The organism is Photorhabdus thracensis (genome assembly GCF_001010285.1).
Taxonomy (GTDB): domain Bacteria; phylum Pseudomonadota; class Gammaproteobacteria; order Enterobacterales; family Enterobacteriaceae; genus Photorhabdus; species Photorhabdus temperata.
On the sequence record NZ_CP011104.1, the window covers coordinates 693,305 to 718,612 of the forward strand.

Consider the following 25,308-nt stretch of genomic DNA (forward strand, 5'->3'; position numbering starts at 1 on the left):
AAACACGGAGGAATAAGTATGAAAAAATCGGGAATTTTATCTGTTTTGCTTGCTGGCTTGCTTTATACGTGTGGAGGGCAATTTGCAATCGCCGCTGAACAAGTAAAAGATAAAGTCGCTAAAACAGCCAGTACTACAAGTCATTCTTCATCAGAAAAGCAGTTACAGCAACCAGATGCTTTGAAAGTAGAAGAAAAGGGAAAGGTGAATATTAATATTGCAAGTGCAGAAGAGTTAGCAAAAGCACTGAATGGTATTGGGGTAAAAAAAGCACAGGGAATTGTTGAGTATCGTGAAAAACATGGCTCATTTACTGCTGTGGAACAATTACAGGAGGTTCAGGGAATAGGGCCAGTTTTTATCGAACGAAACAGAAGTAAGTTGAGTTATTAGTAGTCATCCAGCATCCTCATTCATGATTTATTTTGTGAGTGGGGATGTTGTGATCGGGGTTGCAAATAAATCACTTTAATTCGTGTAAATTTTTTGTTTTGCTATTGTTAACCGAATCTGGTCAGATGAGTGACGTTAACATTAAGGCAATATTATGAGTTCAATTATAAAAGTTCATGGTTATCATATCGATTTATTTCAACATGTAAACAATGCCCGCTATTTGGAGTTTATGGAAAGTGCTCGATGGGAATGGCTATATAAGCACTCTGTAGTGGAATGGATACAGAAAAATAATGTTGGGTTTGCGGTGGTTAACATGAATATTAATTATCGTAGTTCAGCCGTTCTTGGTGATGAATTGGAAGTGGATTGCCGATTAACTGAGTTGAGAAACAGAAGTGGTGTATTTTCGCAGGAAATAATACGCAAGAGGGATAATCAACTCATTACAGATGCTAAAACCACATTTGTGTGGATTGATAGGAAAACGCAAAAAGCATTGTCTATTGAAGGTGAATTACGTGAAATAATGGGAGCTTTGATGAAAACGGGACAATGAGAGGAGAATGTTCCCATTGTCCTTTGGGTTAAGGTAAATGTGTTTTTGCTTTCATTTCAGTCATTATTTTCTCAGGCGCATTCAGATATTTTTCCAGTCCGCTAGTTCTGAGATAACAAGCTGCACATGTACCACACCCATTACCTTGAATGCCGTTATAACAAGTCAGTGTCTGGCTACGGACGAAATCTAAATGCTGATAGTAGTCGGACAATGCCCAGGTTTCAGCTTTGTTGAGCCACATCAATGGGGTTTCAAAGTGGATATCACGGGCAACGCCAAGGCTTACAGCTTTATTCAGTGCTTTGACAAATTCATCACGGCAATCAGGGTAGCCAGAGAAATCAGTCTCGCATACACCAGTGATAACTGTTTCAGCTTCAACTTGGTAAGCATATATAGCAGCCAGTGTCAGGAACAAAATATTACGGCCAGGGACAAATGTACTGGGTAGGGTGCTTTTTTCACTTTCACTATAGTTAGGGACAGGGATGTTATCACGAGTCAGGCTGCTGAGAGCCAGTTCGTTAAGTAATGTGACATCAATTACCTTATGTGCAATAACACCAAGAGAATGGCTGATATCACATGCAACATCAATTTCGGCCCGATGGCGTTGACCATAATCAAAAGTGACACAATGTACTTCATCATATTGGTTAATTGCCTGAATCAGACATGTAGTGGAATCTTGCCCACCACTGAATACAACAACAGCTCGTCTCATTGTAACATCCTCATTGGAATAAAACGGTTATTTTACTTATAACCTTGGAGATTGGGTAGCTGCTTGAGGTAAGGAGAGATATCGCCGATATTATTTTTTACCCAATCTGGGTTGTAATAAGTGTCGAGATAACGTTCACCACTGTCACACAGTAAGGTGACTATTGCTCCTTGTTCTTCACGTTCATGCATTTGATTGGCAAGCAGGAGTGCACCCCAAACATTGGCTCCTGTAGATGCTCCAACTTTTCTGCCCAGTAACTTTTCCAGCCAGTAAATCGTTGCAATGCTGGCGCAATCTGGTATTTGTATCATGTCATCGATAACTGTAGGAATAAAAGAAGGTTCTGCCCGAGGACGGCCAATACCCTCAATTTTGCTGCTGTAATTGCCACGAATATCACAACAATTTTGACGGTAGCAGTCATAAAATACAGAGTTTTCTGGATCAACAACAATCAGCTTGGTGTTATACCCCTGGTAACGGATATAGCGTCCTAATGTTGCAGAAGTCCCGCCAGTGCCAGCGCTCATAACGATATAATCTGGCTCAGGAAATGGTTCCATTTGCATCTGGCGGAAAATACTTTCAGCAATATTATTATTACCCCGCCAGTCCGTTGCACGTTCAGCATAAGTGAATTGATCCATATAATGACCATTTAATTCTTTCGCTAGTCGTTCTGATTCGTCATAAATTTGAGCTGAATGATCAACAAAATGGCATTTCCCGCCGTAGAATTCAATTTCTTGAATTTTACGTTTTGCGGTGTATGAGGGCATAACAGCAATAAAAGGTAATCCAAGTAGACGGGCAAAATAGGCTTCGGATACAGCAGTACTGCCAGATGAGGATTCAATAACTGGAGTACCTTCCTTGATCCAGCCATTGATAAGTGCGTAAAGGAATAAAGAACGGGCAAGTCGGTGTTTTAGACTGCCGGTTGGGTGGGTACTTTCATCTTTCAGATATAAATGGATACCTGGAAAAGCCGGTAAATTAAGGCGGATGAGATGAGTATCAGAACTGCGTTGATAATCTGCCTGAATCTCTTTGATTGCCTTGGTTGTCCAGCTGTACGACATAATTTATTAACTCTTAATTAGAATGTAATTGATGATGAGTAGATTAACTTTATACTGGGAGAAATGGATTGTTATTTTTTTCAATATGTGGTTTCTTTATGGAAAAATTTTCTATAAGAGGTGACTATGTTAGATAAAACAGACCGCAAGTTGCTTAAGTTACTACAGAAAGATTGTAGCCTGTCTCTGAATGCATTGGCGGAAGCTGTTAATCTTACCTCTACCCCTTGCTGGAAACGTTTAAAACGGCTTGAAGACGAAGGCTATATCGTTGGCAAAGTTGCTTTGATTGATAGTGAAAAATTAGGGCTAGGATTGACAGTGATTGTCATGATCAGAACTCAGCAGCATAACAGTAGTTGGTATGAGGAATTTGTTGCATTTATAAAGCAAATGCCAGAGGTTCTGGCTTTTTACCGTATGGCCGGTGAATGTGATTATCTGATGCATGTAGAAGTTGTGGATATGAAAAGCTATGATCTCTTCTACAAGCGCATGGTTAATGGTGTTTCGGGATTGATTGATGTTACATCCAGCTTTGCAATGGAAAAAATCAAGTACACTACAGCATTACCGATACCAGATTAACTAATGATTACTCAATGAGTTAACTTCATTATTCTGAATGTCGTTCAACATTTATATTATCTATTTCTATTTCAGGATATACGCGTGTGAGAATATTTTCTCAATTAAGCTGGTACTTCCGCCGCGAGTGGCGTCGCTATCTTGGCGCAGTGACTCTACTTATTATTATCTCTATTCTGCTACTGGTTCCTCCATATCTGGTGGGCGTAATTGTTGATGGCATCCGTGCTGGTTCTATGTCATCTCACCAACTGATGGCGTGGATTGGTGTTATGCTGGTCATTGCATTGATTGTTTACATTCTGCGTTATATATGGCGCTTATGGTTGTTTGGGGCGTCATATCAATTAGCGGTTAAATTACGCAATAATTTTTACCAGCAACTTAGCCGACAAACCCCTGAGTTTTATCTGCGTCACCGTACGGGTGATTTGATGGCCCGTGCGACTAATGATGTGGACCGTGTGGTATTTGCTGCGGGTGAAGGGGTGCTCACTTTAGTTGACTCGTTGGTTATGGGTTGCGCAGTACTGATTATGATGAGTGTACAAATTAGTTGGCAGTTAACTTTATTATCTTTGTTACCTATGCCGATTATGGCAATCATCATTAAACGATATGGTGATCAACTTCATCATCGCTTTAAATCTGCACAAGGTGCCTTTTCTGCTCTGAATAACCAAGCTCAGGAAAGTTTGACCAGCATTCGCATGATCAAGGCATTTGGTCTTGAAGATATGCAATCAAATCAATTTGAACAGGTTGCTGTAGAAGCTGGGCGTAAGAATATGTATGTTGCTAGGGTGGATGCCCGATTTGATCCGACAATTTTTATTGCTATCGGTATGTCAAACTTTCTGGCTATCGGTGGTGGTAGTTGGATGGTGCTGAATGGTGTTTTGACTCTTGGGGAGCTCACTAGCTTTGTGATGTACCTTGGCCTGATGATTTGGCCAATGTTAGCGCTGGCATGGATGTTTAATATCGTTGAACGGGGAAGTGCTGCATATAGCCGTATCCGTAGCTTGTTGCAGGAGCTTCCGGTTATTGCGGATGGTAACCGTCATTTATCTCCTGAGCGTAGTATTCTGAATGTGAATATCAAAGCGTTTCATTATCCGCAAAGTAATAAAACTATTTTGAGTCAAATTAACTTCCGGTTATCACCCGGACAGTTACTGGGGATATGTGGCCCAACCGGTTCAGGTAAGAGCACACTACTTGCGTTGATACAGAGACAGTTTGATGTGACTGATGGGGAAATTTTTTTCCAGTCGATTAAAATTGCAGATATCCGGTTAGATGAATGGCGAGCACGGTTTGCTGTTGTCAATCAAACTCCTTTTCTATTTTCAGACACAGTTGCCGGGAATATTGCTTTGGGACGTCCTGATGCAACACAGGAACAGATCGAAGGAGTTGCCCGTCTTGCCAATGTTCATGAAGATATTCTTCGTTTACCTGAAGGGTACCAAACGGAAGTGGGCGAGCGTGGAGTGATGCTTTCTGGTGGGCAGAAGCAGCGCATTTCTATTGCAAGAGCATTGCTTTTAGATGCAGAGATTTTGATTCTGGATGACGCTTTATCTGCGGTTGATGGGCAAACTGAACACAATATCTTACAAAACCTCAGCCAGTGGAGACAACAACGCACAGTTATTATCAGCGCACACCGCCTGTCTGCATTAACTGATGCTGATAATATTCTAGTGATGCAGCAAGGTTCTGTTATACATCAGGGGCGGCATCAGCAACTGGCGGAGCAGCCAGGATGGTATCGTGATATGTATCATTATCAGCAGCTTGAAGCAGCATTGGATGACGGGGAAACCACTGAGGGAGATCAAGATGACTAAGGTTCGCCGATTGTGGCCGTCTCTGAAACGTTTGCTGGTTTATGGAAAAAATTATCGTAAGCCGTTGGGGCTGGCGGTGCTAATGCTGTGGGGGGCTGCAATTGCGGAAGTAAGTGGTCCGATTTTGGTTAGTTACTTTATCGATAATATGGTTGCAACGGGTAATATGCCAGTAGGAGTGATTATTGGGTTGTCTGTAACCTTTATTGCTCTGCAACTGATTACGGCTGCATTACACTATTTCCAGACTTTATTGTTCAATCAAGTGTCAGTTGATGTGGTTCAGCAACTTCGTACTGATGTGATGAATGCAGCATTGCGCCAGCCTTTGAGTGCTTTTGATAATCAACCGGTAGGGCAATTGATTTCCCGTGTAACGAACGACACAGAGGTCATTAAAGATCTTTATGTCAATGTGGTTCCTGCGGTATTCCGGAGTATAGCGTTGATTGGTGCGATGATGATAGCCATGTTTGTGCTCGAATGGCGTATGGCACTGATTGCAATGCTTATTTTTCCTATCGTGTTGATTGTCATGGCGATATACCAGCATCTAAGTACGCCAATTATCAGGCAGGTACGCAGTTATTTAGCTGATATTAATGATAATTTTAATGAAGTTATCAATGGAATGAGTGTTATTCAGCAGTTCCGGCAGCAGGCTCATTTTGGTGAACGTATGTTGTCAACAAATCGTGCTCATTTTAAAGCGAGAATGCAGACGTTGCGATTAGATGGGATTTTATTACGTCCATTGCTGAGTTTATTGTCAACTATGGTGCTGTGCGGTCTTATTGTGTTATTTGGGTTCAGTGGAGCAGGAGTGATTGGTGTCGGGGTATTGTATGCTTTTATCAATTATCTTGGGCGGTTGAATGAACCACTAATCGAACTGACCTCTCAACAATCAATCCTGCAACAGGCTGTAGTTTCTGGTGAGAGGATATTTGAATTAATGGATAGCCCTCAACAAGGTTATGGAATGGATAGTCAACCACTATCCAGTGGTCGAATTGATATAGAAAATGTCAGTTTTTCCTATCGGGATGACAAAATAGTTTTACAAGATATTAATTTACAGGTTCCGGCTTATGGTTTTATTGCTTTGGTTGGTCATACCGGTAGTGGAAAAAGTACGCTGGCAAATTTACTGATGGGATATTACCCGTGGCAGAAAGGGGAGATTTACCTTGATGGCCGGCCTGTGTCGTCTCTGTCTCATTCGGTATTACGCAATGGTGTGGCAATGGTTCAGCAGGATCCAGTCGTTCTCGCTGACTCTTTCTTTAACAATGTTACGCTTGGTCGGAATATTTCAGAAGAGAAAGTTTGGCAGGTACTGGACACTGTGCAATTAGCTGAGTTAGTGCGTACGCTTCCTGATGGCCTTCATACTATCTTGGGAGAGCAGGGCAATACGTTGTCAGCCGGCCAAAAACAATTGCTTGCTATGGCGAGAGTGTTAGTGCAAGCACCGCAAATTTTGATCCTTGATGAAGCGACAGCAAATATTGATTCTGGTACGGAACAGGCGGTACAACAGGCTTTACGATTGATTCGCCAGCAAACAACATTGATCGTGATTGCTCACCGTCTGTCCACGATTGTAGAGGCTGATACTATTCTGGTGCTGCATCGTGGTGCAGTTGTTGAACAAGGACACCATCAACAATTATTGGTAAGACGTGGACGTTACTATCAGATGTATCAGTTACAACAAGTGAGTGATACATTAAATGAATGTGGCACAATCTTTGAGAAAGAGGTGGCGATTTAATCATATTTGCACTAATTTGGTGCTCTAACGGGAGAGGACATTCGTTGCTCTCCCTGTTCTTCTCTCTGTAATTTATATTAACCTTATAATTAATTGATTTTTATATATTTTAATTTCTGGCACACCCCTTGCTACTGACTTATTGCAAACACAATAGCCGGATGGCGGGGGGATATATGAAGCTCATTACGACAATTATAAAACCATTTAAATTGGAGGATATTAGGGAGGTTCTCTCTGGTCTTGGTGTTCAAGGGTTGACCATAACAGAGGTAAAAGGATTTGGTCGCCAAAAAGGGCATGCGGAGCTTTATCGTGGAGCTGAGTATAGCGTCAATTTTTTACCTAAGGTAAAGATAGATATTGCTGTAGCAGATGAGTTAGTTGAGGAGGTAATTCATGCGATTCAGCAAGCGGCTTTCACCGGAAAAGTTGGCGACGGTAAAATTTTTGTCATCGAATTACAACAGGCTATCCGTATCAGAACAGGCGAGATTAATGATGCGGCACTGTAAGTCACTGATAGAGACGATATATATGAAAAGACAATTCTCTGTGGCTACCGGTGTTGTGGCCAGTTTTTTACCATCATTATCTCAGGCAGCGGAAGGTGTTGCTGATAGAGCTGATAATGCCTTTATGATGATTTGTACAGTACTTGTTCTGTTTATGACAATTCCAGGAATCGCTCTATTTTATGGTGGATTGTTACGGAGTAAAAATGTTTTATCGCTGATGGCTCAGGTTATGGTGAGCTTTGCTCTGGTATGTGTATTGTGGGTGATTTACGGTTATAGTCTGGCTTTTGAGCCAGGGAATGGTTTTTTTGGTAGTTTTAGTCAAATGATGTTAAAGAATGTGGCACTCACGAACTTAAGTGGCAATTTTTATCAGTTAATTCATGTGGCATTTCAGGGTTCTTTCGCTTGTATCACAGTCGCTTTGATTATTGGCGCGTTAGGCGAGCGTATTCGCTTTTCGGCTTTGTTAATTTTCAGTGTGCTCTGGTTGACGTTTTCTTATTTGCCTATGGCGCATATGGTTTGGGGAGGTGGTATTCTTTCACAGGATGGTGCGTTGGATTTTGCTGGTGGTACAGTTGTACATATTAATGCTGCTGTAGCTGGATTGGTTGGTGCTTACTTACTGGGAAAACGTACTGGCTTTGGGAAAGAAGCATTTAAACCGCATAACTTGCCGATGGTCTTCATTGGTACTGCTATACTCTATATCGGTTGGTTTGGTTTTAATGCGGGTTCTGCTGGTGCTGCTAATGAAATCGCTGCTCTGGCATTTTTGAATACAATTGTGGCGACTGCCGCCGCTATTCTGTCATGGGTTTTTGCAGAATGGCTTTTCCGTAATAAACCTTCTCTTTTAGGGGCATGCTCAGGCTGTATTGCCGGGCTGGTTGGTATTACACCTGCTGCGGGAATGGTTGGTGTTGGTGGTGCACTAATTATTGGATTAATCGCGGGTTTTGCCGGGCTTTGGGGAGTAGTGGTCTTAAAACGGTGGTTACGCGTTGATGATGTGTGTGATGTATTTGGTATACATGGTGTATGTGGGATCGTAGGTTGCCTCCTGACTGGAGTTTTTACGGCGAAATCATTGGGCGGAACCGGTTATGCAGAGGGTATAACCATGTTGGAACAAGTGAGTATTCAGGTTTTTAGTATATTGATCTGTGTGGTTTGGTCAGTAATTGTCTCTTTTATTGCTTTTAAAATAGCAGATCTGCTGGTAGGGCTGCGGGTTACTGTTGAAATTGAAAGAGAAGGTCTGGATATTAATTCCCATGGAGAGAGTGCTTATAATTAATCTGTGATATAAACAGGCAGCAATAAGACCGTAGGTGTGATGCTGATTTCTTATTTGCTGCCCTTATTATTTTTATTTGTTCCGTTTCCTGATTAGCCCTTCTTGTACAGTGGAAGCAACAAGTACACCTTCATAATTATAAATCTGTCCACGAACAAAACCACGGGCCCCAGAAGCTGATGGACTATCTATAGCATAGAGTAACCAGTCGTCTAGTTTAAACGGACGATGGAACCACATAGAGTGGTCAATAGTTGCTATCTTAATATCTTTCTCAAGGAACCCAACACCATGTGGCTGTAATGCTGTTGGTAGGAAATTAAAATCAGAGGCATAGCCGAGCAGATATTGATGCATAAAAGGATCGGCAGGCATGTCGCCATTACTGCGGAACCAAACATAGCGTACAGGTTCTTCTGGTAGACAATTGAATGGGCTGTAATATTTTACTGGCCTCATTTCCAGCGGGCAGGGGTGGAGAAAAATATTCTGCATCTTCTGCGGCAGCAGATGCGACATTTTTTTCGCAATTTCGTCCTGAGAGATAAGTTCTTCTGGATAGGGGACATCTGGCATCATATTCTGGTGTTCAAAACTTTCTTCATGACTTTGGAATGAGGCGGTCATATAAAAGATAGGCTTACCATTTTGAATAGCACTGACTCGCCGGGCACTGAAACTTCCTCCATCGCGCAGGATCTCGACATCATAGACGATGGGTTTGCTACTGTCACCGGGGCGTAAGAAATAGCTATGGAAAGAGTTGCTCATCCGGTCATCAACAACGGTTTGTTTGGCAGCATAAAGTGCCTGACCAATCACTTGTCCCCCGAAAACCTGAGGAAAACCTAAATCTTTACTTTGCCCCCGGTAAATACCTTCCTCAATTTTTTCTAAGTTCATCAGATTTATCAGATTCTTTAATGACTTGCTCATAATATTCCTTTGTTTTCTATCTGGTTATCAGAGAGTACAAGAGATGATTATTGTCCCATTAATAGATGATAAATAAATAACTAAATTGTAAATGTTTTAAGTCCTGATAGTAGTGCAACAAAGAATATGAGATTAATTGAAGTTTTATATTAAGATTTTTAATCTATAATCCAGACGGTTTAGATTTAACGGTTTGATATTTCAATTTATTTTATTATTTATATAGATTAGTTAATAGTGGAGGAGTGTGTATGAAATTATGGCAGATCCCTGCGAGCGTATTACTGGCGGTTGCTTTGGTTGGGTGTAATGGTAAAGGTCCTGAAATAGCAGATACTCAGGTGGAAGCGATTGAAAATCCAGTAAAACGCTCTTTTGTTGAAGGCAATATTAATATATTGCAGCGTATTGCGTTGCCAGCGGATGCAGTTCTGACAGTAACTTTATCTGATATATCTTTGGCTGATGCGCCTTCAGTTACTCTGTCTGAGAAGGTAGAACGTTTAGGTGGGAAACAATCACCTTTCCATTTTGTTCTGCCTTACCAGCCAAACGAAATTAAGCCACATGCACGTATTGTCGTCAGTGCTTCTGTTTCGCTGCATAATCGTTTGATGTTTGTTACAGATACTGCATATGAGGTGATTAATAATGGACAGACTAAAGATATCGAAATCACGTTGAAAGCTATCAGATAATACATTTCCTTGTGTATTTACTCGTAATGTGCAATAAAGCATCATTCGAGTCTGCTTGTCTTGCTATTTAGATAGGTATGAATGATAATGGCGCCGCTTTGAAGCTAAAGCAACACGTCAATGGGGGCTCTGTTGGTTCTCCCGCAACGCTAACTTGTTAACTTGGTCAGGTCCGGAAGGAAGCAGCCATAGCAGGGGATGTGTGTGCCGGGATGTCGCTGGCAGAGCCCTCACCAGTTTTATTGATAACCCAATTAAGCCGATAGCACTTTACCGGCCCGGATCATTTTCTACCTGATGAAAACTATTTTAGCGAACGTATTTCCACACTGAAGGTGGAATTCTATCATATAGTTTATTCATGGTCAGCTCAGCTAGTCGGTGATCCGCAGCAGAGTAGAATAGTTCAAGTTCGTCTCCTGAAAGTTCATATTTGTTCTTTTCAATCACACGTTCCAGTGTATCAATTGTAGTGCATTTTCTTAAACGCATCAGATAATCAGTTTTAGTCATAGTCGCCTTTCTTATTTAAGATATATAAAGAATTATTTAGTGAAATATTCAATCAAATTTTGCTCAGGGAGCAATTTAAATCGTGTAACAGGATACTGGTTAAACATTCATTGGTTTTTTACCATTTCGTAAGTTTAGAAACGCTAATCTTATTCGCTTCCAAACAAAGTATAAGTATATGTATATGTATATGTATTATCAAAAAATTTATCAATTCAAGTGAGAAGGCTGAAATCATCAGAATATTTTATTTTAAAGTGCTAAACTAAAATTGATATGTACTCAATCAATTCATTTAGCTTTAAATTATTCTGAGACGTAAGAATTATTTACACAACCAGTCTCGATGTACTCTGTCACTAGAGGTGCTTCTTGCCTTAGATTCTCACATTAGCATTTTAATTCAGCAATGTTATGTCATCCTAGTGAATATTCATCTATGCTATGTATCTCTCCCGTATATGTATGGCATTACTTAATTTGAGTCAAACACTAAACATATGCACGTATTATAGAAATTTTCTTTCGAGAGATTATTATTATGTGCCTATAATCGTTCTTTGGGATTATTTTTCTTTTTTACAGGAAACCCTGATTTGCTTTTAGTAAATCAGAATCACCTCTTAAACAAAAACTCATACCTTAACGTAATAAACTATAAATATCGGCTAGTATATGTGAGCTTATATAAAGCAGTATTATCCTCAGATACCCATAACAGCAGATTATAGCCTGATGGCTACAATAATCAATGAATATAGCATCATTATTACATAAGTCACTATGTGCTGGTATTGTTTTTTGTCATTTAGTGTAAAAAAAGATAAAGCAATTTTTGTCCAACAATTTTCTCGTTAATTTTATTAAAGTCAGTAATGCTTGGATTTTTAAAGATATTTTCTACTCATAAGTGGTAATTTTAATTAAATTTGAACGAATTTATGTAAGAGTTCAGCGAGTAGATTAGTGGTCAGAATCTTGCCTGATGCAGGCAACTATTATATTTAAGAAGGCCGTTAAAACGGCCTTCTTATTATTGTTTAGTTGCATTAGTGAGATTCTGACGCAGGTTCAATCTCCTCAGCTTTCTTACTAAAACGTCGTCTGATAACGACAAAGAACACAGGTACGAAAAAGATAGCCAGCGAGGTTGCAGCAATCATTCCGCCCAATACCCCGGTACCCACTGCGTTTTGAGAGCCGGAGCCTGCACCATTACTCAGTACTAGAGGGATAACACCTAGCATAAATGCCAGTGATGTCATTAGGATTGGGCGAAGACGCATTCTTACGGCATCTAGCGTAGCTTCTATCAACCCTTTTCCTTCTTTTTCCATCAGGTCCTTAGCGAACTCAACGATTAGGATTGCGTTCTTTGCCGATAAGCCGATGGTAGTCAGTAAGCCAACTTTAAAGTAAACATCGTTATCCAAGCCTCGGAATGTTGTTGCTAACAAGGCTCCAATGATACCCAATGGTACTACCAGCATAACTGAGAATGGAATTGACCAGCTTTCATACAGTGCAGCCAGACAGAGGAATACCACTATTAATGACAGTGCATACAGAGCAGGCGCCTGATTACCTGACAGGCGTTCCTGATAAGACATTCCTGTCCAGTCGAAACCGATTCCATTTGGTAACTGGGATGCTAATTCTTCCATCAGAGCCATTGCATCACCGGTACTTTTACCTGGCGCTGCTTCACCCAGAATTTCCATTGATGGCAAACCATTGTAACGTTCCAAACGTGGCGAGCCATAGGTCCATGGCTCTTTAGACATATCTGCGAAGGCAGATAATGGAACCATTTCGCCCTGTTTGTTACGGACATACAGTTTGTAGATATCACCTGGCAGCATACGATAAGGTGCTTCTGATTGAACATAAACTTTTTTGACACGACCACGGTCGATAAAGTCATTCACATAGTTGCCACCAAACATCGTGCTTAGTGTCGAGTTGATATCAGAGATGGAAACACCTAAAGCTTCCGCCTTTTCCTGATCAATCCTAATCCGATACTGAGGGGTATCTTCTTGGCCATTAGGGCGAACACCCACTAACATATCTGGATGTTTTTGTATCATGCCAAGCAATTGGTTACGTGCTTCGGTCAGTTTATTATGCCCAAGGTTCGCTTTGTCAATTAATTCAAAATCAAAACCAGTGGCTGAACCTAACTCTACAATTGCTGGAATGTTAAAGGCAAAAACCATACCTTCTTTGATTTTCTGGAAGTGAGCACTTGCCCTGGCAACAATAGCAGGTACTTTGCTCTCTGCATCAGAGCGCTCACTCCAGTCTTTCAGGCTTATAAATGCCAGACCGGTGTTTTGCCCCTGACCACTGAAACCAAAGCCACTTACTGTAAATACAGAAACCACAAGATCTTTTTCTTCTGTATTGAAGTAGTCACTTATTTTTTCCAGAACTTTCTGTGTCTGTTCTTGTGTTGCACCTGAAGGTAATTGAACCATTGTCAGCAATACCCCTTGATCTTCTTCAGGAAGGAAGGAGGATGGCAGACGAGTGAACATGACAGCCATACCAGCAACCAGCAATACATAAATTACCAGGTAGCGGCCTGTATTGCGCAGGATACGGCCGATACTATCAGTATAGTGGTGGGTACTTTTATCAAACATGCGGTTAAACCAGCCAAAGATCCCGGTCTGTTTACCGTGGCTGCCTTTAGCAATGGGTTTCAATATGGTGGCACACAGAGCAGGTGTCAGGATTAATGCTACCAGTACAGACAGTACCATTGCAGATACGATGGTGATCGAGAATTGACGATAAATCGCACCGGTTGAACCACCGAAGAAAGCCATTGGGACAAATACAGCAGACAGCACCATGGCAATACCAACAAGGGCGCTTTGGATTTGCCCCATTGATTTCCTGGTTGCTTCCTTCGGAGATAGACCTTCTTCCTGCATAACACGTTCAACGTTTTCCACCACCACAATGGCATCATCTACCAGTAAGCCAATGGCGAGAACCATGGCAAACATAGTTAATGTATTTATTGAATAACCAAATGTGGCAAGTATTGCAAATGTTCCCAGCAATACGACAGGAACCGCAATGGTTGGAATAAGTGTTGCTCGGAAGTTTTGTAGGAATAGGTACATAACCACGAACACCAGCATAATTGCTTCAACTAGTGTTTTAACTACTTCGTTAATAGAGATTTTAACGAATGGAGTGGTGTCATATGGATAGACGACTTTCAGCCCATGAGGGAAGAAAGGCTCCATATTTTTTAGCGCTTCTTTTACCGCTTTTGACGTATCCAGAGCGTTAGCGCCTGTTGCTAGTTTGATACCGACACCAGCAGCTGGTTTACCGTTAAAGCGGGCAATGATATTGTAACTTTCTGCTCCTAACTCCACTTTTGCCACATCTTTCAGACGGATCTGAGAACCATCAGTATTAACGCGCAGAAGAATATTGCTGAACTCTTCCGGTGAAGTCAGACGTGTTTGAGCAATAATAGAAGCATTCAACCGTTGACCTGGAACTGGAGGGGTTCCCCCTAACTGACCGGCGGCTATTTGGTTATTTTGAGCTTTGATTGCATTTATTACATCCAGAGTCGTCATTTTGTAGTCAACGAGCTTGTCAGGATTTAACCAAATGCGCATTGCATATTGGTTACCAAACAGCATTGAATCACCCACACCAGTTACACGGCTTAACGGGTCTTTGACGTTTGCGCCAACATAGTCAGCGATATCCTCCTGTGACATGGAGCCATCTTCAGAAATGAACCCTGCAACCATTAGGAAAGAACTTGTGGACTTATCCACATGTATCCCTTGCTGCTGTACTTCTTGTGGTAACAGAGGCATAGCCAGTTGCAGCTTGTTCTGTACTTGTACCTGTGCAATGTCAGGATTAGTACCCGCTTCAAAGGTTAGCGTGATATTCATGTTGCCAGCAGAGTCACTGTTGGAAGACATATAAACCAGATTATCGATACCATTCATATTCTGTTCGATAACCTGAGTAACTGTGTTTTGCACAGTGGTGGCATCTGCGCCGGGATAAGTTGCGGAGATAGAAATTGCCGGTGGTGCGATAGTTGGGTACTGCGCCACGGGTAATTTCATAATTGCCAGCAGCCCAGCCAGCATGGTAATAATTGCGATTACCCATGCAAAGATTGGCCGATCTATAAAAAACTTAGGCATGAATCACCGACTCCTTAATTAAGACTTTTTTGCAGGTTCAGCTTGGTTCGCAGCAGGTTTTGCATCTAAATCCACTTCTTCTGCTTTAACTGGTATGCCAGGTTGAATTTTTTGCAAGCCAGTAACGATAACCCGATCACCTGTTTTCAGACCGGAAGTTACCAGCCATTTGTCACCAATGGCTTGGCTTGCCGTGATAACGCGTGGTTCGACTTTTTCGTCTTTACCGACCACCATAACAGTAGCTTCGCCACGAGGTGTACGGGTAATTCCTTGCTGAGGAACCAATATTGCATCCCGACGAATACCTTCTTCCAGTTTTGCGCGAACAAACATACCTGGTAGTAATTTTTCATTTGGGTTAGGGAATATTGCACGGATGGTGATAGAACCCGTTGTTTCATTTACAGTGATATCGGAGAATTCCAGATAGCCTGTTTCACTGTAATTTTTACCATCTTCCATAACCAGGTGAACTTTAGCTTTACTACCCTCTTTCTGTACAATACCTCTGGTGATTTCATTTTTAAGACGCAGGTAGTCATCACTTGACTGAGTGACATCCACATAAATTGGATCCAACTGTTGAACGGTTGTCAGTGCTGTTGGTTGACCAACAGAAACCAGAGCACCTTCCGTTATAGTCGATTTGCCGGAACGACCGCTAATCGGTGCTGTAACTTTGGTGTATGCCAAATTAATACGAGCAGTCTCTACAGCCGCTTTTGCTGCTTGTACCGCAGCATTCGCCTGTGCAGAGTCAGCGCTGGCTTTATCAAACTCCTGCTGACTAACATAGTTTGTACCTAACAGTGGCTTATAGCGGTTCACTGTCAGGCGTGCTATCTCTGCATTAGCCTGAGCTTTAGCCAAATCAGCTTTAGCACTGTCATAGGCAGCCTGGTAAGTTGCTGGATCTATCTGGTATAAAGAAGTCCCCTCTTTTACATCACTTCCTTCTTTGTAGTTTCGCTTCAGAATTATGCCACTTACTTGTGGACGAACTTCTGCAATACGGAAGGCTGATGTTCGGCCTGGCAGTTCAGTTGTGACCATCAGAGGTTCAGTTTTCAGCGTCACGATACCGACTTCAGGAGCCTGTTGATTTTCAGCAACTTGCTGAGAGTCTTTGTCGTTACATCCTGAAAGAGCTAAGCTGCCTGAGAGTACCAGTACTGTAGCCAGAGGCAAAACTCCCCTGTTTATTCGCATAAGTAAACCTCAATATTTTTAGATGTTGACCTTTCAATCCGTAAAACCACTACTCCATTAATAGCAGCATGCTATAATACAAACATACATGAATGTATGTAAATCAGCTTCAGGTTAAAAACAGAGTATATGGCACGAAAAACTAAACAACAGGCTGAGGAGACCCGGCAACAGATTATAGACGCAGCTATAAAAGAGTTTTCTGAGCGCGGTGTCTCTGCTACTTCACTGACAGATATTGCCACAACGGCTGGCGTAACCCGAGGTGCAATTTACTGGCACTTTAAAAATAAAGTAGACCTGTTTTCCGAAGCTTGTAGAATAACAGATTCTAAGATTGATGAATTAGAAAAAGAGTATCAAGGAAAATATCCTAATAATCCACTCCTGATTTTAAGAACTTTAATAATTCATATCCTGACGTCGGTCGTTGATGATCCGAAGAACCGGCTGTTAATGGAAATTTTTTTCCACAAATGTGAGTTTGTTGGTGAAATGTCTGCTTTGGTGGAAGTTCGTCAGGAGCTGTGTGTTGCAGACTATGTTCGTATTGAAGAGTCACTTTCCAACTGTATTGCATCAGGTCAGCTTCCTTATAATCTTAATCTGCGGCGAGCCGCTATCATGCTGAGAGGGTTGATAACTGGTTTGCTGGAGAATTGGTTATTTGCGCCAGACAGTTTTGATATTCAGAAAGAAGCTGAACCGTTAGTGGATAGTTTTATCGATATGCTTAAATATAGTGAGCATATGAAAGTCACAGAAAAATGAAAAACCAGAATAATAGAGGTAAATTCTATTTTGGTAATTGCTAACAATGCGGCTAATGGTCAAAAGTCATTATCTTATGCTCTTTGTTTATCGACTGCTACATACAAGGAATAAAACTTAGGAACTGAGCCGAAATTATTTCTAATATCAAATATTGCTGCTGCTGGCTTTGTAGATAGTGACCAAAGAAAAACGATAACTTAAAAAAATGTCGAAGATTCTGTCTGAGAAAAATTTATTAAATTATTTAATATCAGCAATTTATGTTTCTTGATGGTGTTGGGATCAATACGTTGGTTGAATTTGCCCTACGGGTTTTGCAGTCAGATAGAGTGCTAAGTTGGTACCGTGTTATGTAGCTAGTCACAATTGTTGAGGGATAACCATCATATGCTGGAAATACGAAATGTAACGCATGCTTACGGCGAGCGTGTGGTATTGAAAGACTTAAATTTGCAGTTGAAGGAAAAGCGAATTGCCATCATAGGTAGCAACGGTTGCGGCAAGAGCACATTTGCGCGTCTGCTTAATGGATTACTAGTACCGAAATGTGGTGACGTTTTGGTGGATGGTCTGAATACCAGAACGGAGGGTAAAGCGATTCGGCGCAAGGTTGGTTTTGTATTCCAGAATCCTGATAATCAGATTGTCTTTCCAGTTGTTGAAGAGGATTTGGCCTTTGGAATGAAAAATCTCGGTTTTACCAAGGAGACAATTCAGCAAAGAACGCAGGAGGTACTTTCACGATATGGCTTACTTCAGTTTAGGGAGCATCCAGCCCATCTTTTGAGTGGCGGTCAGAAACAACTCTTGGCAATTTCTGGTGTCCTGGTGATGGAACCTGCTTACATAATTTTCGATGAGCCTACGACTTTACTGGATTTACGCAACAAGCGTCGTGTTGCTGAAGCAATCGATAACTTATCTCAAACTGTGATCATAGTTTCTCATGATCTTGAGTTTTTGGCGGGGTTTGACCGCGTGCTCGTTTTTGATGATGGTCGTGTGGTTGTTGATGACATTCCCTCTGTTGCTATTCCTGAATATTTAAGGATGATGTCATGAGCCTGTCTGGGTATGATCTTGGTTCATCACTTGTGCATCGAGTTAGTCCTGGGTTCAAAATTATTTCTTTGCTCATTCTGGGGACATTACTCTTTATTGTTCCGCGTATCGATCTTTCTATGGCAGCGTTGGCAGGTATCGTACTTTTATACTTGTTAGCCAGAATCTCATTAAGAACTGCCTGGGCGCAACTACGACCTGCTGTGTGGATCTTTGCGCTTATTTTTATAGTCCAGGTGTTTCTGCATCACTGGACTGCCGGTGTACTTGTAGTCATTCGTCTTGCCTCACTTTTACTGTTAGCCTCGCTTGTCACCCTGACTACTCGTTCCTCCGACATGATCGATGCATTGGAAAAGGGTCTTTGGTGGTTGTATTATTTTAGAATCAATCCAGGAAAAGTGAGTCTGGCTCTATCTCTTGCCTTGCGGTTTATTCCTGTTCTCGCGTCAATTACAGAAGAAGTACGGGAGGCTCAGAAAGCAAGAGGTCTCGATAAGAGTGTCATAGCAATTGCCGTACCCGTTATCGTGCGAACTCTCAAAATGGCAGATGATATTTCTGCTGCTATTGAAGCTCGGTCTTACGATCCAGGGTTTGAGAGAAAGAAATCGAGCAGCAAATAAAACCTAGTTTGTGGCTTTATCGAAAAAAAGGGGGGGGGATTAAATGTCCACGAAAGATATTGTTTATATAGCACTATTTGCCGCGCTAACCGCAGCACTGGGTTTATTCCCACCATTGGCTCTTCCCGTTATAGGCGTTCCGATAACAGCCCAATCAATGGGAGCGATGTTTGCTGGCGCTATTGCTGGTGCGAAACGAGGGGGGTTAGCATTATTGCTCTTTTGTGTTCTTGTTGCAGTTGGATTACCGGTAATGGCGGGAGGTATGGGAGGATTGGGGGTATTTTTCAGTCCAAGCGGTGGTTTTGTTTTGGCGTGGCCGATTGCTGCTTTTATTATCGGCTACTTGTATGAGTGGAGTCTTGCAAAACTAAATACTTTTAAAGAAGCTGTATTTCTTGTCTTTGGTGGAATTGTGATTGTCTACGTGATGGGTATTCCATGGGTTGCGGCATTTGCCAATATCAGCTTTTGGCAAGCAGCCATCGGTTCGATTGGATTTATTCCAGGAGATATTATTAAAATCGTGCTGGTTATCTTAATTGCGAAAACTGTTCGCCGGGCCTACCCGACTCTTGAATTACATTCTTAAGTATCAGTGTTTACGGCGGGCTGATATTTGGTTGTGATTACCCAATAATTGCCGCTAAGCGTCATTATTGTGCCGATTATGGCCCAAACGGTTGGACGGTAGCCCTCTGTGATGCTGGAGATCGCTAAGGCTACAAGCGGAACGAGAAGCATTGTATAGGCCCCTCGTTCCGCACCTAAACGACCGACGACGGCGAAATACGTTGTGTACCCAATCACCGAAGGAAACAGGATCAAATAGAATAGAGATGTTACGTAGACTGGTGATGGATCAAAGTTAAACGTTTGTTTAGTTAAAAGGGCATAGCCGAGCAAGAATATGGCACCATATCCCATAGAAATACCTGTCATTGGGAGAACAGTGGCCCCCTTTCTCTGTAACTGAACTGCGGAAATGTTGGCGAATGAGAACGCGAGGGTTGCTGTGATAGCGTAACCGAATCCCGCCCAATTCCATTCATTATTTAAAAATTCTGGGCTGAAGACCAAAATTATCCCAGTCAGACCGACCATAGCACCGACTAGAACTGTCCATGAAATTGATTGCCGTAGGAAGAGAATTGCATTCACAGAGTTGAATAATATGACCGAAGAGTAGGTAAGGGCGATTAAACCTGTGGTGATTAAGGCCGCAGCCTTGTAAATCAGTAAGAATGCGACAGCGAATCCGAATGCTCCAAGCGCAGCGAAAGAGAGGTGCTCGCGCCAGGTATATGTGAGTCTTTCCCGAGAAATTGCAGTAATCAGAAGCAGCAATACCGACGCACATCCAAAACGGTAAATCAGGGATATTACAGGTGAAACATCAGTTAATTGCAGTTTTGCCGCATACCACGATGTTCCCCCCGTAATGATCGTCACGACGTATAGAACAACGGTAGAGTAAGAAAAGGCGGTCTTCATGCTCAGATTCCAAACATCTTATTGAAATGTATTACGACCATAAGATCAGATTTTTTTCATTTAACAGACCGATGAAGGAGCCTGTTGCAATCCGATTGCCGTTCGCTGGCAGGACGATATGAGGATTGCTGGTGTTAAAAATGACGACAGAACCAACTTGAGGCCGGAAAGTGAAAGATTCGCAATCACCCAATAGCGAACTATCATATGGCTTATAGGTTTTATCAACAACAGTACTCTTGAATGGCTGATTATAGATTACTGTTTCCCCTCCTTGTGAAGGAGACAAAACATAGAGGTTCCAGGCGAGCTGAGCTGATATCTCTCCGATGGATAAATTGCCTTTCGCAAAAGTAGGGGCGTAGTCCACATGTAGATCTGAACCACCGGAGATAATACGGACGATACCTGCAAAGTAGGAGCCAAGCCCTGGTTCTTCCGCGATCGAAATGCTGAAATCGGTATCGTGATTGATACGTTGTATGAATCGAACAACGGGATCAAAAGCTTGATTGGTAAATTGAGCACGTTCTTGCTCTGCTGCGTTAACTTGAGCGAAATATTCTTCTTTTGGGCGATCACGGTAGTGAGTGAGTGGATTTCCCAAGTAAAATCCTGGCCTGCCGAATTCATATTGCTTTGCCTTCATGCTCAGTATTGCCGCAGAAAGCTGTATTGATTCCTCTGTAGCTGCAAAATCATCTATCATTACCGCTGGAATCTTGTTATCTATGATTGCCTGCAAGCTTTCTGATGATAATTTAACAAGCTCGTTTGATGCCCATCTTGATGGCATGATTGCCGATTCCTAGTCTATTTTCTTTATATTAGAAAAATTGATCTATTTAAGGCCTGTGTCAATCGTATAACATTGTTTGTATAATAATGCAACACTTGGCTGCACTCCACACTCAGGAACGCAACAATGACAATATCTTTGAGAGGTCATCACCTCCTATGTATTCTTACCTACGCGGGCAACGGATATTCCCCTAGCTTTATTGAAAACTACAATAAGATTATTCCCCGAATTCAGAACGAAGATATCCTGATTGTGGAAGGGCCAGATGATATTTGTGCTCCTTTGCTTGGAGAAGATGATCCTCATTGTTTGGGCAAGAGTGTCATTGTCCGGGATAGTCGTGCTTTGGAGGCTATTGGTGCTCTTATGGGGTGGTCAATCGAAGTAGGTCATACACTGAGGCTTGACGAAACCTATTTAAAACAGGCTCGATGGGCTTTTAACCGCAGGATCGTAAGATCTGCCTGTGTAGGATGTGAATGGGAGCAGCTTTGCACTCGAATCGCTGCGGACGATTATGCTTCAACGTTTCTTAAACTCAGCAATGGAAAGAATGAATGACGACATCAAGTCATTTTGCAAAGGCTGATCAAATGCGTGAGAGCAAATTCTAAGACTAACTAATGTAGATCTTTATGGTATCGACAAAGTATCTATGAGGTGTTTGTAAATCGCTCAATATTCCTTCGTAGATTGTGACTGCTTCACTAACTTTGCTTGATAATCGTGTTTGACTATTTCCAGTGCAGCGAGTGCAATTTCGGGCGCGATTTCATTGCATTCCAATAGATAGATCAGATCAACAGCAAGCTGAACTTCAGGTGGTGCGTGTTCGACTGACATAAAACTTCCTCATCTGCGTTGTTAATCCATGTTCTCTTTATATTCGATTGATTTTTCAATTCGTGTCAGAGATTGGCGGCAACGTGCTAGTCTTCCGGCTAGTGCTGCGATTTCTTTTTGTATTTTTTGCTGATTACTCAGTGTAGTTTGTTGATTCAATCTTAGCTCTCGATCATTGATCATTGCGAGCAGACGGCGTTCATAATCCTGATGTTCAGCCAGCTTGTGATACAGGTCAGTAGCTTGTTGTTTATGTTCGAACCTGCTCTCTTTTTTTCTCAGTGATTGAGTAGACAATTCACGCTTTAATGCTTCCATTTGAGCAACTAAACGCTCGGTCAGAAATGCGACTTGTTCCGTTCGGTTATCCTGAACACACTCTTTGAGTTGTTCCATGTTATGCCTGACTTCTTGCAGATAACCACGGAGTTTATCGCTGCGCCGGTTAAATAAAGTTTGATCAAACCGGGCAGTAGAAAATGGGATATCTGCCAGAGGTGTGAGCTCTTCCGCCAATATATTGACCTGTTTTTCGAGTAAATTTAATAACGGTTGTGTATTCATTTATACCCTGCAATGATTATGTTTTGCGAAGCAGAATTAACCTGGAACGACAAAAAATAGGCTGATGTATGTTCATCAGTTGCTTTTTTTTATCAGTTTGCATAGATTTTAGCACTCTCGTGTTCTACTCACTGGCACCGATTATGACCGCAAACGCGCAGCAACTGCAATTTATTAAAGACAGTATTGAAACTATTCCTGATTACCCTAAACCGGGGGTTCTTTTTCGTGATATTACGACCTTATTGGATAACCCTCTTGCCTACCAGGCAACAATTAATCTTCTGGTAGAGCGATATCAGGACAAAGGCATTACGAAAATTGTGGGTACTGAGGCGCGCGGTTTTCTATTTGGAGCTCCAGTTGCGTTGCGTCTCGGTGTTGGTTTTATCCCTGTCCGTAAAGCAGGTAAATTACCTCGTGAAACATTGAGTGAAACTTACGATTTAGAGTATGGCACCGATACACTGGAAATACATAAGGACAGCATCAAAGAAGGTGATAAGGTGTTGGTTATTGATGACCTGCTGGCAACGGGTGGCACTATTGAGGCAACTGTTCGCTTAATCCGTCATTTAGATGGTGACGTTTCTGAGGCTGCCTTCGTTATTGGCCTGCCTGATTTGGGAGGGAGTGAGCGTCTGCAAAAACAAGGTGTGAACAGCTTCACTCTACTGGAATTCCCTGGTCATTAATCTGCTTATTTTCGTATTACTGACATATCGGCCTCGCTGTCTGTAGTGGGGCTGTGTTAGCATGGTACCCAATTATATTCAATTTTCCCGGTATCAATGAGCTATCAGGTACTTGCCCGTAAGTGGCGCCCACAGATATTTTCTGATGTGATTGGTCAGGAATATGTCCTGACTGCGCTGGCTAATGGCCTTTCCCATGGCCGGCTCCATCATGCCTACCTTTTTTCCGGCACTAGAGGTGTCGGGAAAACAACGATTGCCCGTTTATTTGCCAAGGGATTAAATTGCGAAACAGGTATTACTGATAAGCCTTGTGGTAAATGTGCTAATTGCCTTGAAATTGAACAAGGGCGATTTGTCGATCTCATTGAGATTGATGCGGCTTCCCGTACTAAAGTTGAAGATACGCGCGAATTGCTGGATAACGTGCAATATGCTCCAGCTCGTGGGCGTTTCAAAGTCTACCTGATTGATGAAGTGCATATGCTTTCCCGCCACAGCTTCAATGCGTTATTGAAAACGCTGGAAGAGCCTCCTGAGCATGTGAAATTTTTGCTGGCAACTACTGATCCGCAAAAATTGCCGGTAACTATCCTTTCCCGCTGTTTGCAGTTCCATCTCAAAGCGCTGGGTGTTGATCAGATAAGCGATCAACTCGAACATATTCTTAAAGCTGAACATCTGGAGAGTGACAGCCGTGCCCGTCAGCTTCTGGCCCGTGCTGCTGATGGCAGTATGCGTGATGCTTTGAGTCTGACAGATCAGGCTATCGCGATGGGGCAAGGCCAGGTAACAACTGAAATAGTCAGTTTGATGCTGGGAACATTAGATGATGAACAACCGTTATCAATTATAGAATCATTGATTCGGGCTGACGGTCAGCAGGTTATGGCATTAGTGGAACAAGCCGCTTCACGGGGGGCTGATTGGGAGAATTTGCTGGTAGAGATTCTTTCATTACTGCATCGTATTGCAATGATCCAGTTATTACCTTCTCAACCAGAAATCGCTTCTTCTTCCATTGAAGGCCGTTTGCGGATATTGGCAAAAGCAATTTCACCAGAAGATTTGCAACTTTATTATCAAACTCTACTGATTGGTCGTAGAGATCTGCCGTATGCACCGGAACGCAGGATGGGTGTTGAAATGACGCTGCTCAGAGCTTTGGCATTTCATCCAAAAACAGTCATTGAAGAGGTTGCTGCACCGGTTGTGCATGGACATCCTGCGGCTATCCCATCAATTGCAGCACAGCTGCAACATAATCATCAGGGCAATACGGCATCCGCTTACTCTATTGATGAACCAGTACCGGTGGGCAGTGTTTCTCAGACGGAACCCCAGATACCTCAGGCACTTGCATCAAGTCCAACAGCGCAGTTGCTGAAAGCAAGGAGTGTGTTATCCCGGCAACAAGAGCAAACGCCACCAAAAAAGCCTAAACCGGCTACGCCTGTTCAGGCGAGGCCGGCAACCTCGGCGCTGGAGCGGATTGCCGCAGTGTCAGGGCAGCGACCTCAGTCATCAATAGCTAAAACGCAGGAAGAAAAACCTGAGAAAAAAGAGGCTTACCGTTGGCGAGCTAAGAATATTGAAGAAAAACCAGAAGCTCATGTCGCTACGCCAAAGGCTTTAAGAACGGCTCTGGAGCATGAGAAAACGCCGGAACTGGCAGAAAAATTAGCTGAAGAATCCAAACAAAGAGATGCATGGGCAGCGGAAGTTGATAAACTTAAAATTCCTAAGCTAGTGCAACAATTAGCATTAAATGCGTTTAAAGAGCAGATTAGTGTTAATAATATCTGTTTACACCTGCGTTCGAGTCAGCGTCATCTTAATTCCGCTTTTGCACAAAAATCATTAGCGGAGGCTTTAAGCGAGTTGTACGGTGTAACGATTGAATTCAGCATTATTGAAGATGATAATCCAGAGGAGAAAACTCCACTGGAGTGGCGACAAGCCATTTATGAAGAAAAATTGGCACAAGCTCGCCAATCAATTATTGCGGATAAGACTATTCAGACATTGCGGCAGGTATTTGATGCTGAACTGGATGAAGAGAGTATCCGGCCGGTCTAACC

At 42.2% G+C, this 25,308-nt stretch carries 25 protein-coding genes and 1 other RNA gene; 16 read left to right on the forward strand and 10 right to left on the reverse strand.

Features of this window, described 5'->3' with window-relative positions:
- Positions 1-18 precede the first annotated feature (18 nt).
- Positions 19-393 (forward strand): ComEA family DNA-binding protein, encoded by a 375-nt coding sequence (locus VY86_RS02795; RefSeq protein ID WP_046973843.1) that lies wholly within the window; start codon positions 19-21, stop codon positions 391-393.
- 154 nt (positions 394-547) lie between these two features.
- Entirely contained in the window at positions 548-955 is a 408-nt protein-coding gene (locus VY86_RS02800; RefSeq protein ID WP_021323860.1) for an acyl-CoA thioesterase, read from the forward strand.
- Between the two features lie 28 nt (positions 956-983).
- On the opposite strand, the gene queC is transcribed toward VY86_RS02800, so the two are convergent.
- Positions 984-1,682, reverse strand: a complete 699-nt coding sequence (gene queC, locus VY86_RS02805; RefSeq protein ID WP_046973844.1) for a 7-cyano-7-deazaguanine synthase QueC — start codon at positions 1,680-1,682, stop codon at positions 984-986.
- A 32-nt stretch (positions 1,683-1,714) separates the two neighbouring features.
- Positions 1,715-2,767 (reverse strand): PLP-dependent cysteine synthase family protein, encoded by a 1,053-nt coding sequence (locus VY86_RS02810; protein WP_046973845.1) that lies wholly within the window; start codon positions 2,765-2,767, stop codon positions 1,715-1,717.
- 126 nt (positions 2,768-2,893) lie between these two features.
- Here VY86_RS02810 and VY86_RS02815 point away from each other — a divergent pair, with 126 nt between their 5' ends.
- The 5 genes from VY86_RS02815 (at position 2,894) to amtB (ending at position 8,809) form a co-directional block, all read left to right on the forward strand.
- A complete protein-coding gene (locus VY86_RS02815; RefSeq protein ID WP_021323859.1) occupies positions 2,894-3,355 on the forward strand; it encodes an Lrp/AsnC family transcriptional regulator in 462 nt (153 codons plus the stop codon).
- Positions 3,356-3,441: 86 nt separating this feature from the next.
- Entirely contained in the window at positions 3,442-5,211 is a 1,770-nt protein-coding gene (locus VY86_RS02820) for a SmdA family multidrug ABC transporter permease/ATP-binding protein (RefSeq protein WP_046973846.1), read from the forward strand.
- Positions 5,204-6,988, forward strand: coding sequence for a SmdB family multidrug efflux ABC transporter permease/ATP-binding protein (locus VY86_RS02825; protein ID WP_046973847.1), 1,785 nt, complete (start codon positions 5,204-5,206; stop codon positions 6,986-6,988). The genes VY86_RS02820 and VY86_RS02825 overlap by 8 nt, the downstream gene beginning before the upstream one ends.
- A gap of 176 nt (positions 6,989-7,164) precedes the next feature.
- Positions 7,165-7,503 (forward strand): P-II family nitrogen regulator, encoded by a 339-nt coding sequence (glnK, locus tag VY86_RS02830; RefSeq protein ID WP_046973848.1) that lies wholly within the window; start codon positions 7,165-7,167, stop codon positions 7,501-7,503.
- A 22-nt stretch (positions 7,504-7,525) separates the two neighbouring features.
- A complete protein-coding gene (gene amtB / locus VY86_RS02835; RefSeq protein WP_046973849.1) occupies positions 7,526-8,809 on the forward strand; it encodes an ammonium transporter AmtB in 1,284 nt (427 codons plus the stop codon).
- A 72-nt stretch (positions 8,810-8,881) separates the two neighbouring features.
- Here the strand turns inward: amtB and tesB are convergent, their stop codons facing one another.
- Positions 8,882-9,745: an acyl-CoA thioesterase II gene (tesB, locus tag VY86_RS02840; protein WP_046973850.1), complete on the reverse strand. Its 864-nt coding sequence runs from the start codon at positions 9,743-9,745 to the stop codon at positions 8,882-8,884.
- Positions 9,746-9,996: 251 nt separating this feature from the next.
- Here tesB and VY86_RS02845 point away from each other — a divergent pair, with 251 nt between their 5' ends.
- Both VY86_RS02845 and ffs read left to right on the forward strand, forming a co-directional pair.
- A complete protein-coding gene (locus tag VY86_RS02845; protein WP_046973851.1) occupies positions 9,997-10,443 on the forward strand; it encodes a YbaY family lipoprotein in 447 nt (148 codons plus the stop codon).
- Positions 10,444-10,573: 130 nt separating this feature from the next.
- Positions 10,574-10,670, forward strand: an RNA gene (gene ffs / locus VY86_RS22890) — signal recognition particle sRNA small type.
- A gap of 82 nt (positions 10,671-10,752) precedes the next feature.
- Here ffs and VY86_RS02850 read toward each other — a convergent pair.
- The 3 genes from VY86_RS02850 to VY86_RS02860 all read right to left on the reverse strand — a co-directional run bounded on the left by VY86_RS02850 (position 10,753) and on the right by VY86_RS02860 (position 16,367).
- Positions 10,753-10,956, reverse strand: a complete 204-nt coding sequence (locus VY86_RS02850; protein WP_011147992.1) for an HHA domain-containing protein — start codon at positions 10,954-10,956, stop codon at positions 10,753-10,755.
- Positions 10,957-12,005: 1,049 nt separating this feature from the next.
- The gene (locus VY86_RS02855) at positions 12,006-15,155 is read right to left on the reverse strand and encodes an efflux RND transporter permease subunit (RefSeq protein ID WP_046973852.1); all 3,150 of its coding nucleotides are present in this window, start codon (positions 15,153-15,155) and stop codon (positions 12,006-12,008) included.
- A gap of 18 nt (positions 15,156-15,173) precedes the next feature.
- The gene (locus tag VY86_RS02860; protein WP_046973853.1) at positions 15,174-16,367 is read right to left on the reverse strand and encodes an efflux RND transporter periplasmic adaptor subunit; all 1,194 of its coding nucleotides are present in this window, start codon (positions 16,365-16,367) and stop codon (positions 15,174-15,176) included.
- Between the two features lie 129 nt (positions 16,368-16,496).
- On the opposite strand from VY86_RS02860, the gene acrR reads away from it, so the two are divergent.
- The 4 genes from acrR to VY86_RS02880 all read left to right on the forward strand — a co-directional run bounded on the left by acrR (position 16,497) and on the right by VY86_RS02880 (position 19,421).
- On the forward strand, positions 16,497-17,138 hold the full coding sequence (acrR, locus tag VY86_RS02865; protein ID WP_046973854.1) for a multidrug efflux transporter transcriptional repressor AcrR: 642 nt from the start codon (positions 16,497-16,499) through the stop codon (positions 17,136-17,138).
- Positions 17,139-17,528: 390 nt separating this feature from the next.
- Positions 17,529-18,203: an energy-coupling factor ABC transporter ATP-binding protein gene (locus VY86_RS02870; RefSeq protein WP_046973855.1), complete on the forward strand. Its 675-nt coding sequence runs from the start codon at positions 17,529-17,531 to the stop codon at positions 18,201-18,203.
- Positions 18,200-18,829 (forward strand): energy-coupling factor transporter transmembrane component T family protein, encoded by a 630-nt coding sequence (locus VY86_RS02875; RefSeq protein WP_046973856.1) that lies wholly within the window; start codon positions 18,200-18,202, stop codon positions 18,827-18,829. The genes VY86_RS02870 and VY86_RS02875 overlap by 4 nt, the downstream gene beginning before the upstream one ends.
- A gap of 43 nt (positions 18,830-18,872) precedes the next feature.
- Positions 18,873-19,421, forward strand: coding sequence for a biotin transporter BioY (locus VY86_RS02880; protein WP_046973857.1), 549 nt, complete (start codon positions 18,873-18,875; stop codon positions 19,419-19,421).
- Here the strand turns inward: VY86_RS02880 and VY86_RS02885 are convergent.
- Both VY86_RS02885 and VY86_RS02890 read right to left on the reverse strand, forming a co-directional pair.
- Complete coding sequence (locus VY86_RS02885; protein ID WP_046973858.1) at positions 19,418-20,323, reverse strand: DMT family transporter; 906 nt, start codon at positions 20,321-20,323, stop codon at positions 19,418-19,420. The two genes, VY86_RS02880 and VY86_RS02885, sit on opposite strands and share 4 nt — an antisense overlap.
- A gap of 31 nt (positions 20,324-20,354) precedes the next feature.
- A complete protein-coding gene (locus VY86_RS02890; RefSeq protein WP_046973859.1) occupies positions 20,355-21,119 on the reverse strand; it encodes a 2OG-Fe(II)-dependent halogenase WelO5 family protein in 765 nt (254 codons plus the stop codon).
- Positions 21,120-21,248: 129 nt separating this feature from the next.
- Between VY86_RS02890 and VY86_RS02895 the strand changes: the two genes are divergently transcribed.
- Positions 21,249-21,686, forward strand: coding sequence for a DUF1284 domain-containing protein (locus VY86_RS02895; protein ID WP_046973860.1), 438 nt, complete (start codon positions 21,249-21,251; stop codon positions 21,684-21,686).
- A gap of 114 nt (positions 21,687-21,800) precedes the next feature.
- Here the strand turns inward: VY86_RS02895 and rsmS are convergent, their stop codons facing one another.
- On the reverse strand, positions 21,801-21,968 hold the full coding sequence (gene rsmS, locus VY86_RS22895; RefSeq protein ID WP_071880961.1) for a pleiotropic regulatory protein RsmS: 168 nt from the start codon (positions 21,966-21,968) through the stop codon (positions 21,801-21,803).
- A gap of 21 nt (positions 21,969-21,989) precedes the next feature.
- Positions 21,990-22,532 (reverse strand): primosomal replication protein PriC, encoded by a 543-nt coding sequence (gene priC / locus VY86_RS02900; protein ID WP_046973861.1) that lies wholly within the window; start codon positions 22,530-22,532, stop codon positions 21,990-21,992.
- Positions 22,533-22,675: 143 nt separating this feature from the next.
- On the opposite strand from priC, the gene apt reads away from it, so the two are divergent.
- Together apt and dnaX are read left to right on the forward strand one after the other, a co-directional pair.
- On the forward strand, positions 22,676-23,227 hold the full coding sequence (gene apt, locus VY86_RS02905) for an adenine phosphoribosyltransferase (RefSeq protein WP_046973862.1): 552 nt from the start codon (positions 22,676-22,678) through the stop codon (positions 23,225-23,227).
- Between the two features lie 96 nt (positions 23,228-23,323).
- Positions 23,324-25,306, forward strand: a complete 1,983-nt coding sequence (gene dnaX, locus VY86_RS02910) for a DNA polymerase III subunit gamma/tau (protein ID WP_046973863.1) — start codon at positions 23,324-23,326, stop codon at positions 25,304-25,306.
- Positions 25,307-25,308 lie beyond the last annotated feature (2 nt).

Coding starts and splice junctions, on each gene's coding strand:
- VY86_RS02795 (WP_046973843.1), top strand. CDS start 19: ATGAAAAAATCGGGAATTTTATCTGTTTTGCTTGCTGGCTTGCTTTAT.
- VY86_RS02800 (WP_021323860.1), top strand. CDS start 548: ATGAGTTCAATTATAAAAGTTCATGGTTATCATATCGATTTATTTCAA.
- queC (WP_046973844.1), bottom strand. CDS start 1,682: ATGAGACGAGCTGTTGTTGTATTCAGTGGTGGGCAAGATTCCACTACA.
- VY86_RS02810 (WP_046973845.1), bottom strand. CDS start 2,767: ATGTCGTACAGCTGGACAACCAAGGCAATCAAAGAGATTCAGGCAGAT.
- VY86_RS02815 (WP_021323859.1), top strand. CDS start 2,894: ATGTTAGATAAAACAGACCGCAAGTTGCTTAAGTTACTACAGAAAGAT.
- VY86_RS02825 (WP_046973847.1), top strand. CDS start 5,204: ATGACTAAGGTTCGCCGATTGTGGCCGTCTCTGAAACGTTTGCTGGTT.
- glnK (WP_046973848.1), top strand. CDS start 7,165: ATGAAGCTCATTACGACAATTATAAAACCATTTAAATTGGAGGATATT.
- amtB (WP_046973849.1), top strand. CDS start 7,526: ATGAAAAGACAATTCTCTGTGGCTACCGGTGTTGTGGCCAGTTTTTTA.
- tesB (WP_046973850.1), bottom strand. CDS start 9,745: ATGAGCAAGTCATTAAAGAATCTGATAAATCTGATGAACTTAGAAAAA.
- VY86_RS02845 (WP_046973851.1), top strand. CDS start 9,997: ATGAAATTATGGCAGATCCCTGCGAGCGTATTACTGGCGGTTGCTTTG.
- VY86_RS02850 (WP_011147992.1), bottom strand. CDS start 10,956: ATGACTAAAACTGATTATCTGATGCGTTTAAGAAAATGCACTACAATT.
- VY86_RS02855 (WP_046973852.1), bottom strand. CDS start 15,155: ATGCCTAAGTTTTTTATAGATCGGCCAATCTTTGCATGGGTAATCGCA.
- VY86_RS02860 (WP_046973853.1), bottom strand. CDS start 16,367: ATGCGAATAAACAGGGGAGTTTTGCCTCTGGCTACAGTACTGGTACTC.
- acrR (WP_046973854.1), top strand. CDS start 16,497: ATGGCACGAAAAACTAAACAACAGGCTGAGGAGACCCGGCAACAGATT.
- VY86_RS02870 (WP_046973855.1), top strand. CDS start 17,529: ATGCTGGAAATACGAAATGTAACGCATGCTTACGGCGAGCGTGTGGTA.
- VY86_RS02875 (WP_046973856.1), top strand. CDS start 18,200: ATGAGCCTGTCTGGGTATGATCTTGGTTCATCACTTGTGCATCGAGTT.
- VY86_RS02880 (WP_046973857.1), top strand. CDS start 18,873: ATGTCCACGAAAGATATTGTTTATATAGCACTATTTGCCGCGCTAACC.
- VY86_RS02885 (WP_046973858.1), bottom strand. CDS start 20,323: ATGAAGACCGCCTTTTCTTACTCTACCGTTGTTCTATACGTCGTGACG.
- VY86_RS02890 (WP_046973859.1), bottom strand. CDS start 21,119: ATGCCATCAAGATGGGCATCAAACGAGCTTGTTAAATTATCATCAGAA.
- VY86_RS02895 (WP_046973860.1), top strand. CDS start 21,249: ATGACAATATCTTTGAGAGGTCATCACCTCCTATGTATTCTTACCTAC.
- rsmS (WP_071880961.1), bottom strand. CDS start 21,968: ATGTCAGTCGAACACGCACCACCTGAAGTTCAGCTTGCTGTTGATCTG.
- priC (WP_046973861.1), bottom strand. CDS start 22,532: ATGAATACACAACCGTTATTAAATTTACTCGAAAAACAGGTCAATATA.
- apt (WP_046973862.1), top strand. CDS start 22,676: ATGACCGCAAACGCGCAGCAACTGCAATTTATTAAAGACAGTATTGAA.
- dnaX (WP_046973863.1), top strand. CDS start 23,324: ATGAGCTATCAGGTACTTGCCCGTAAGTGGCGCCCACAGATATTTTCT.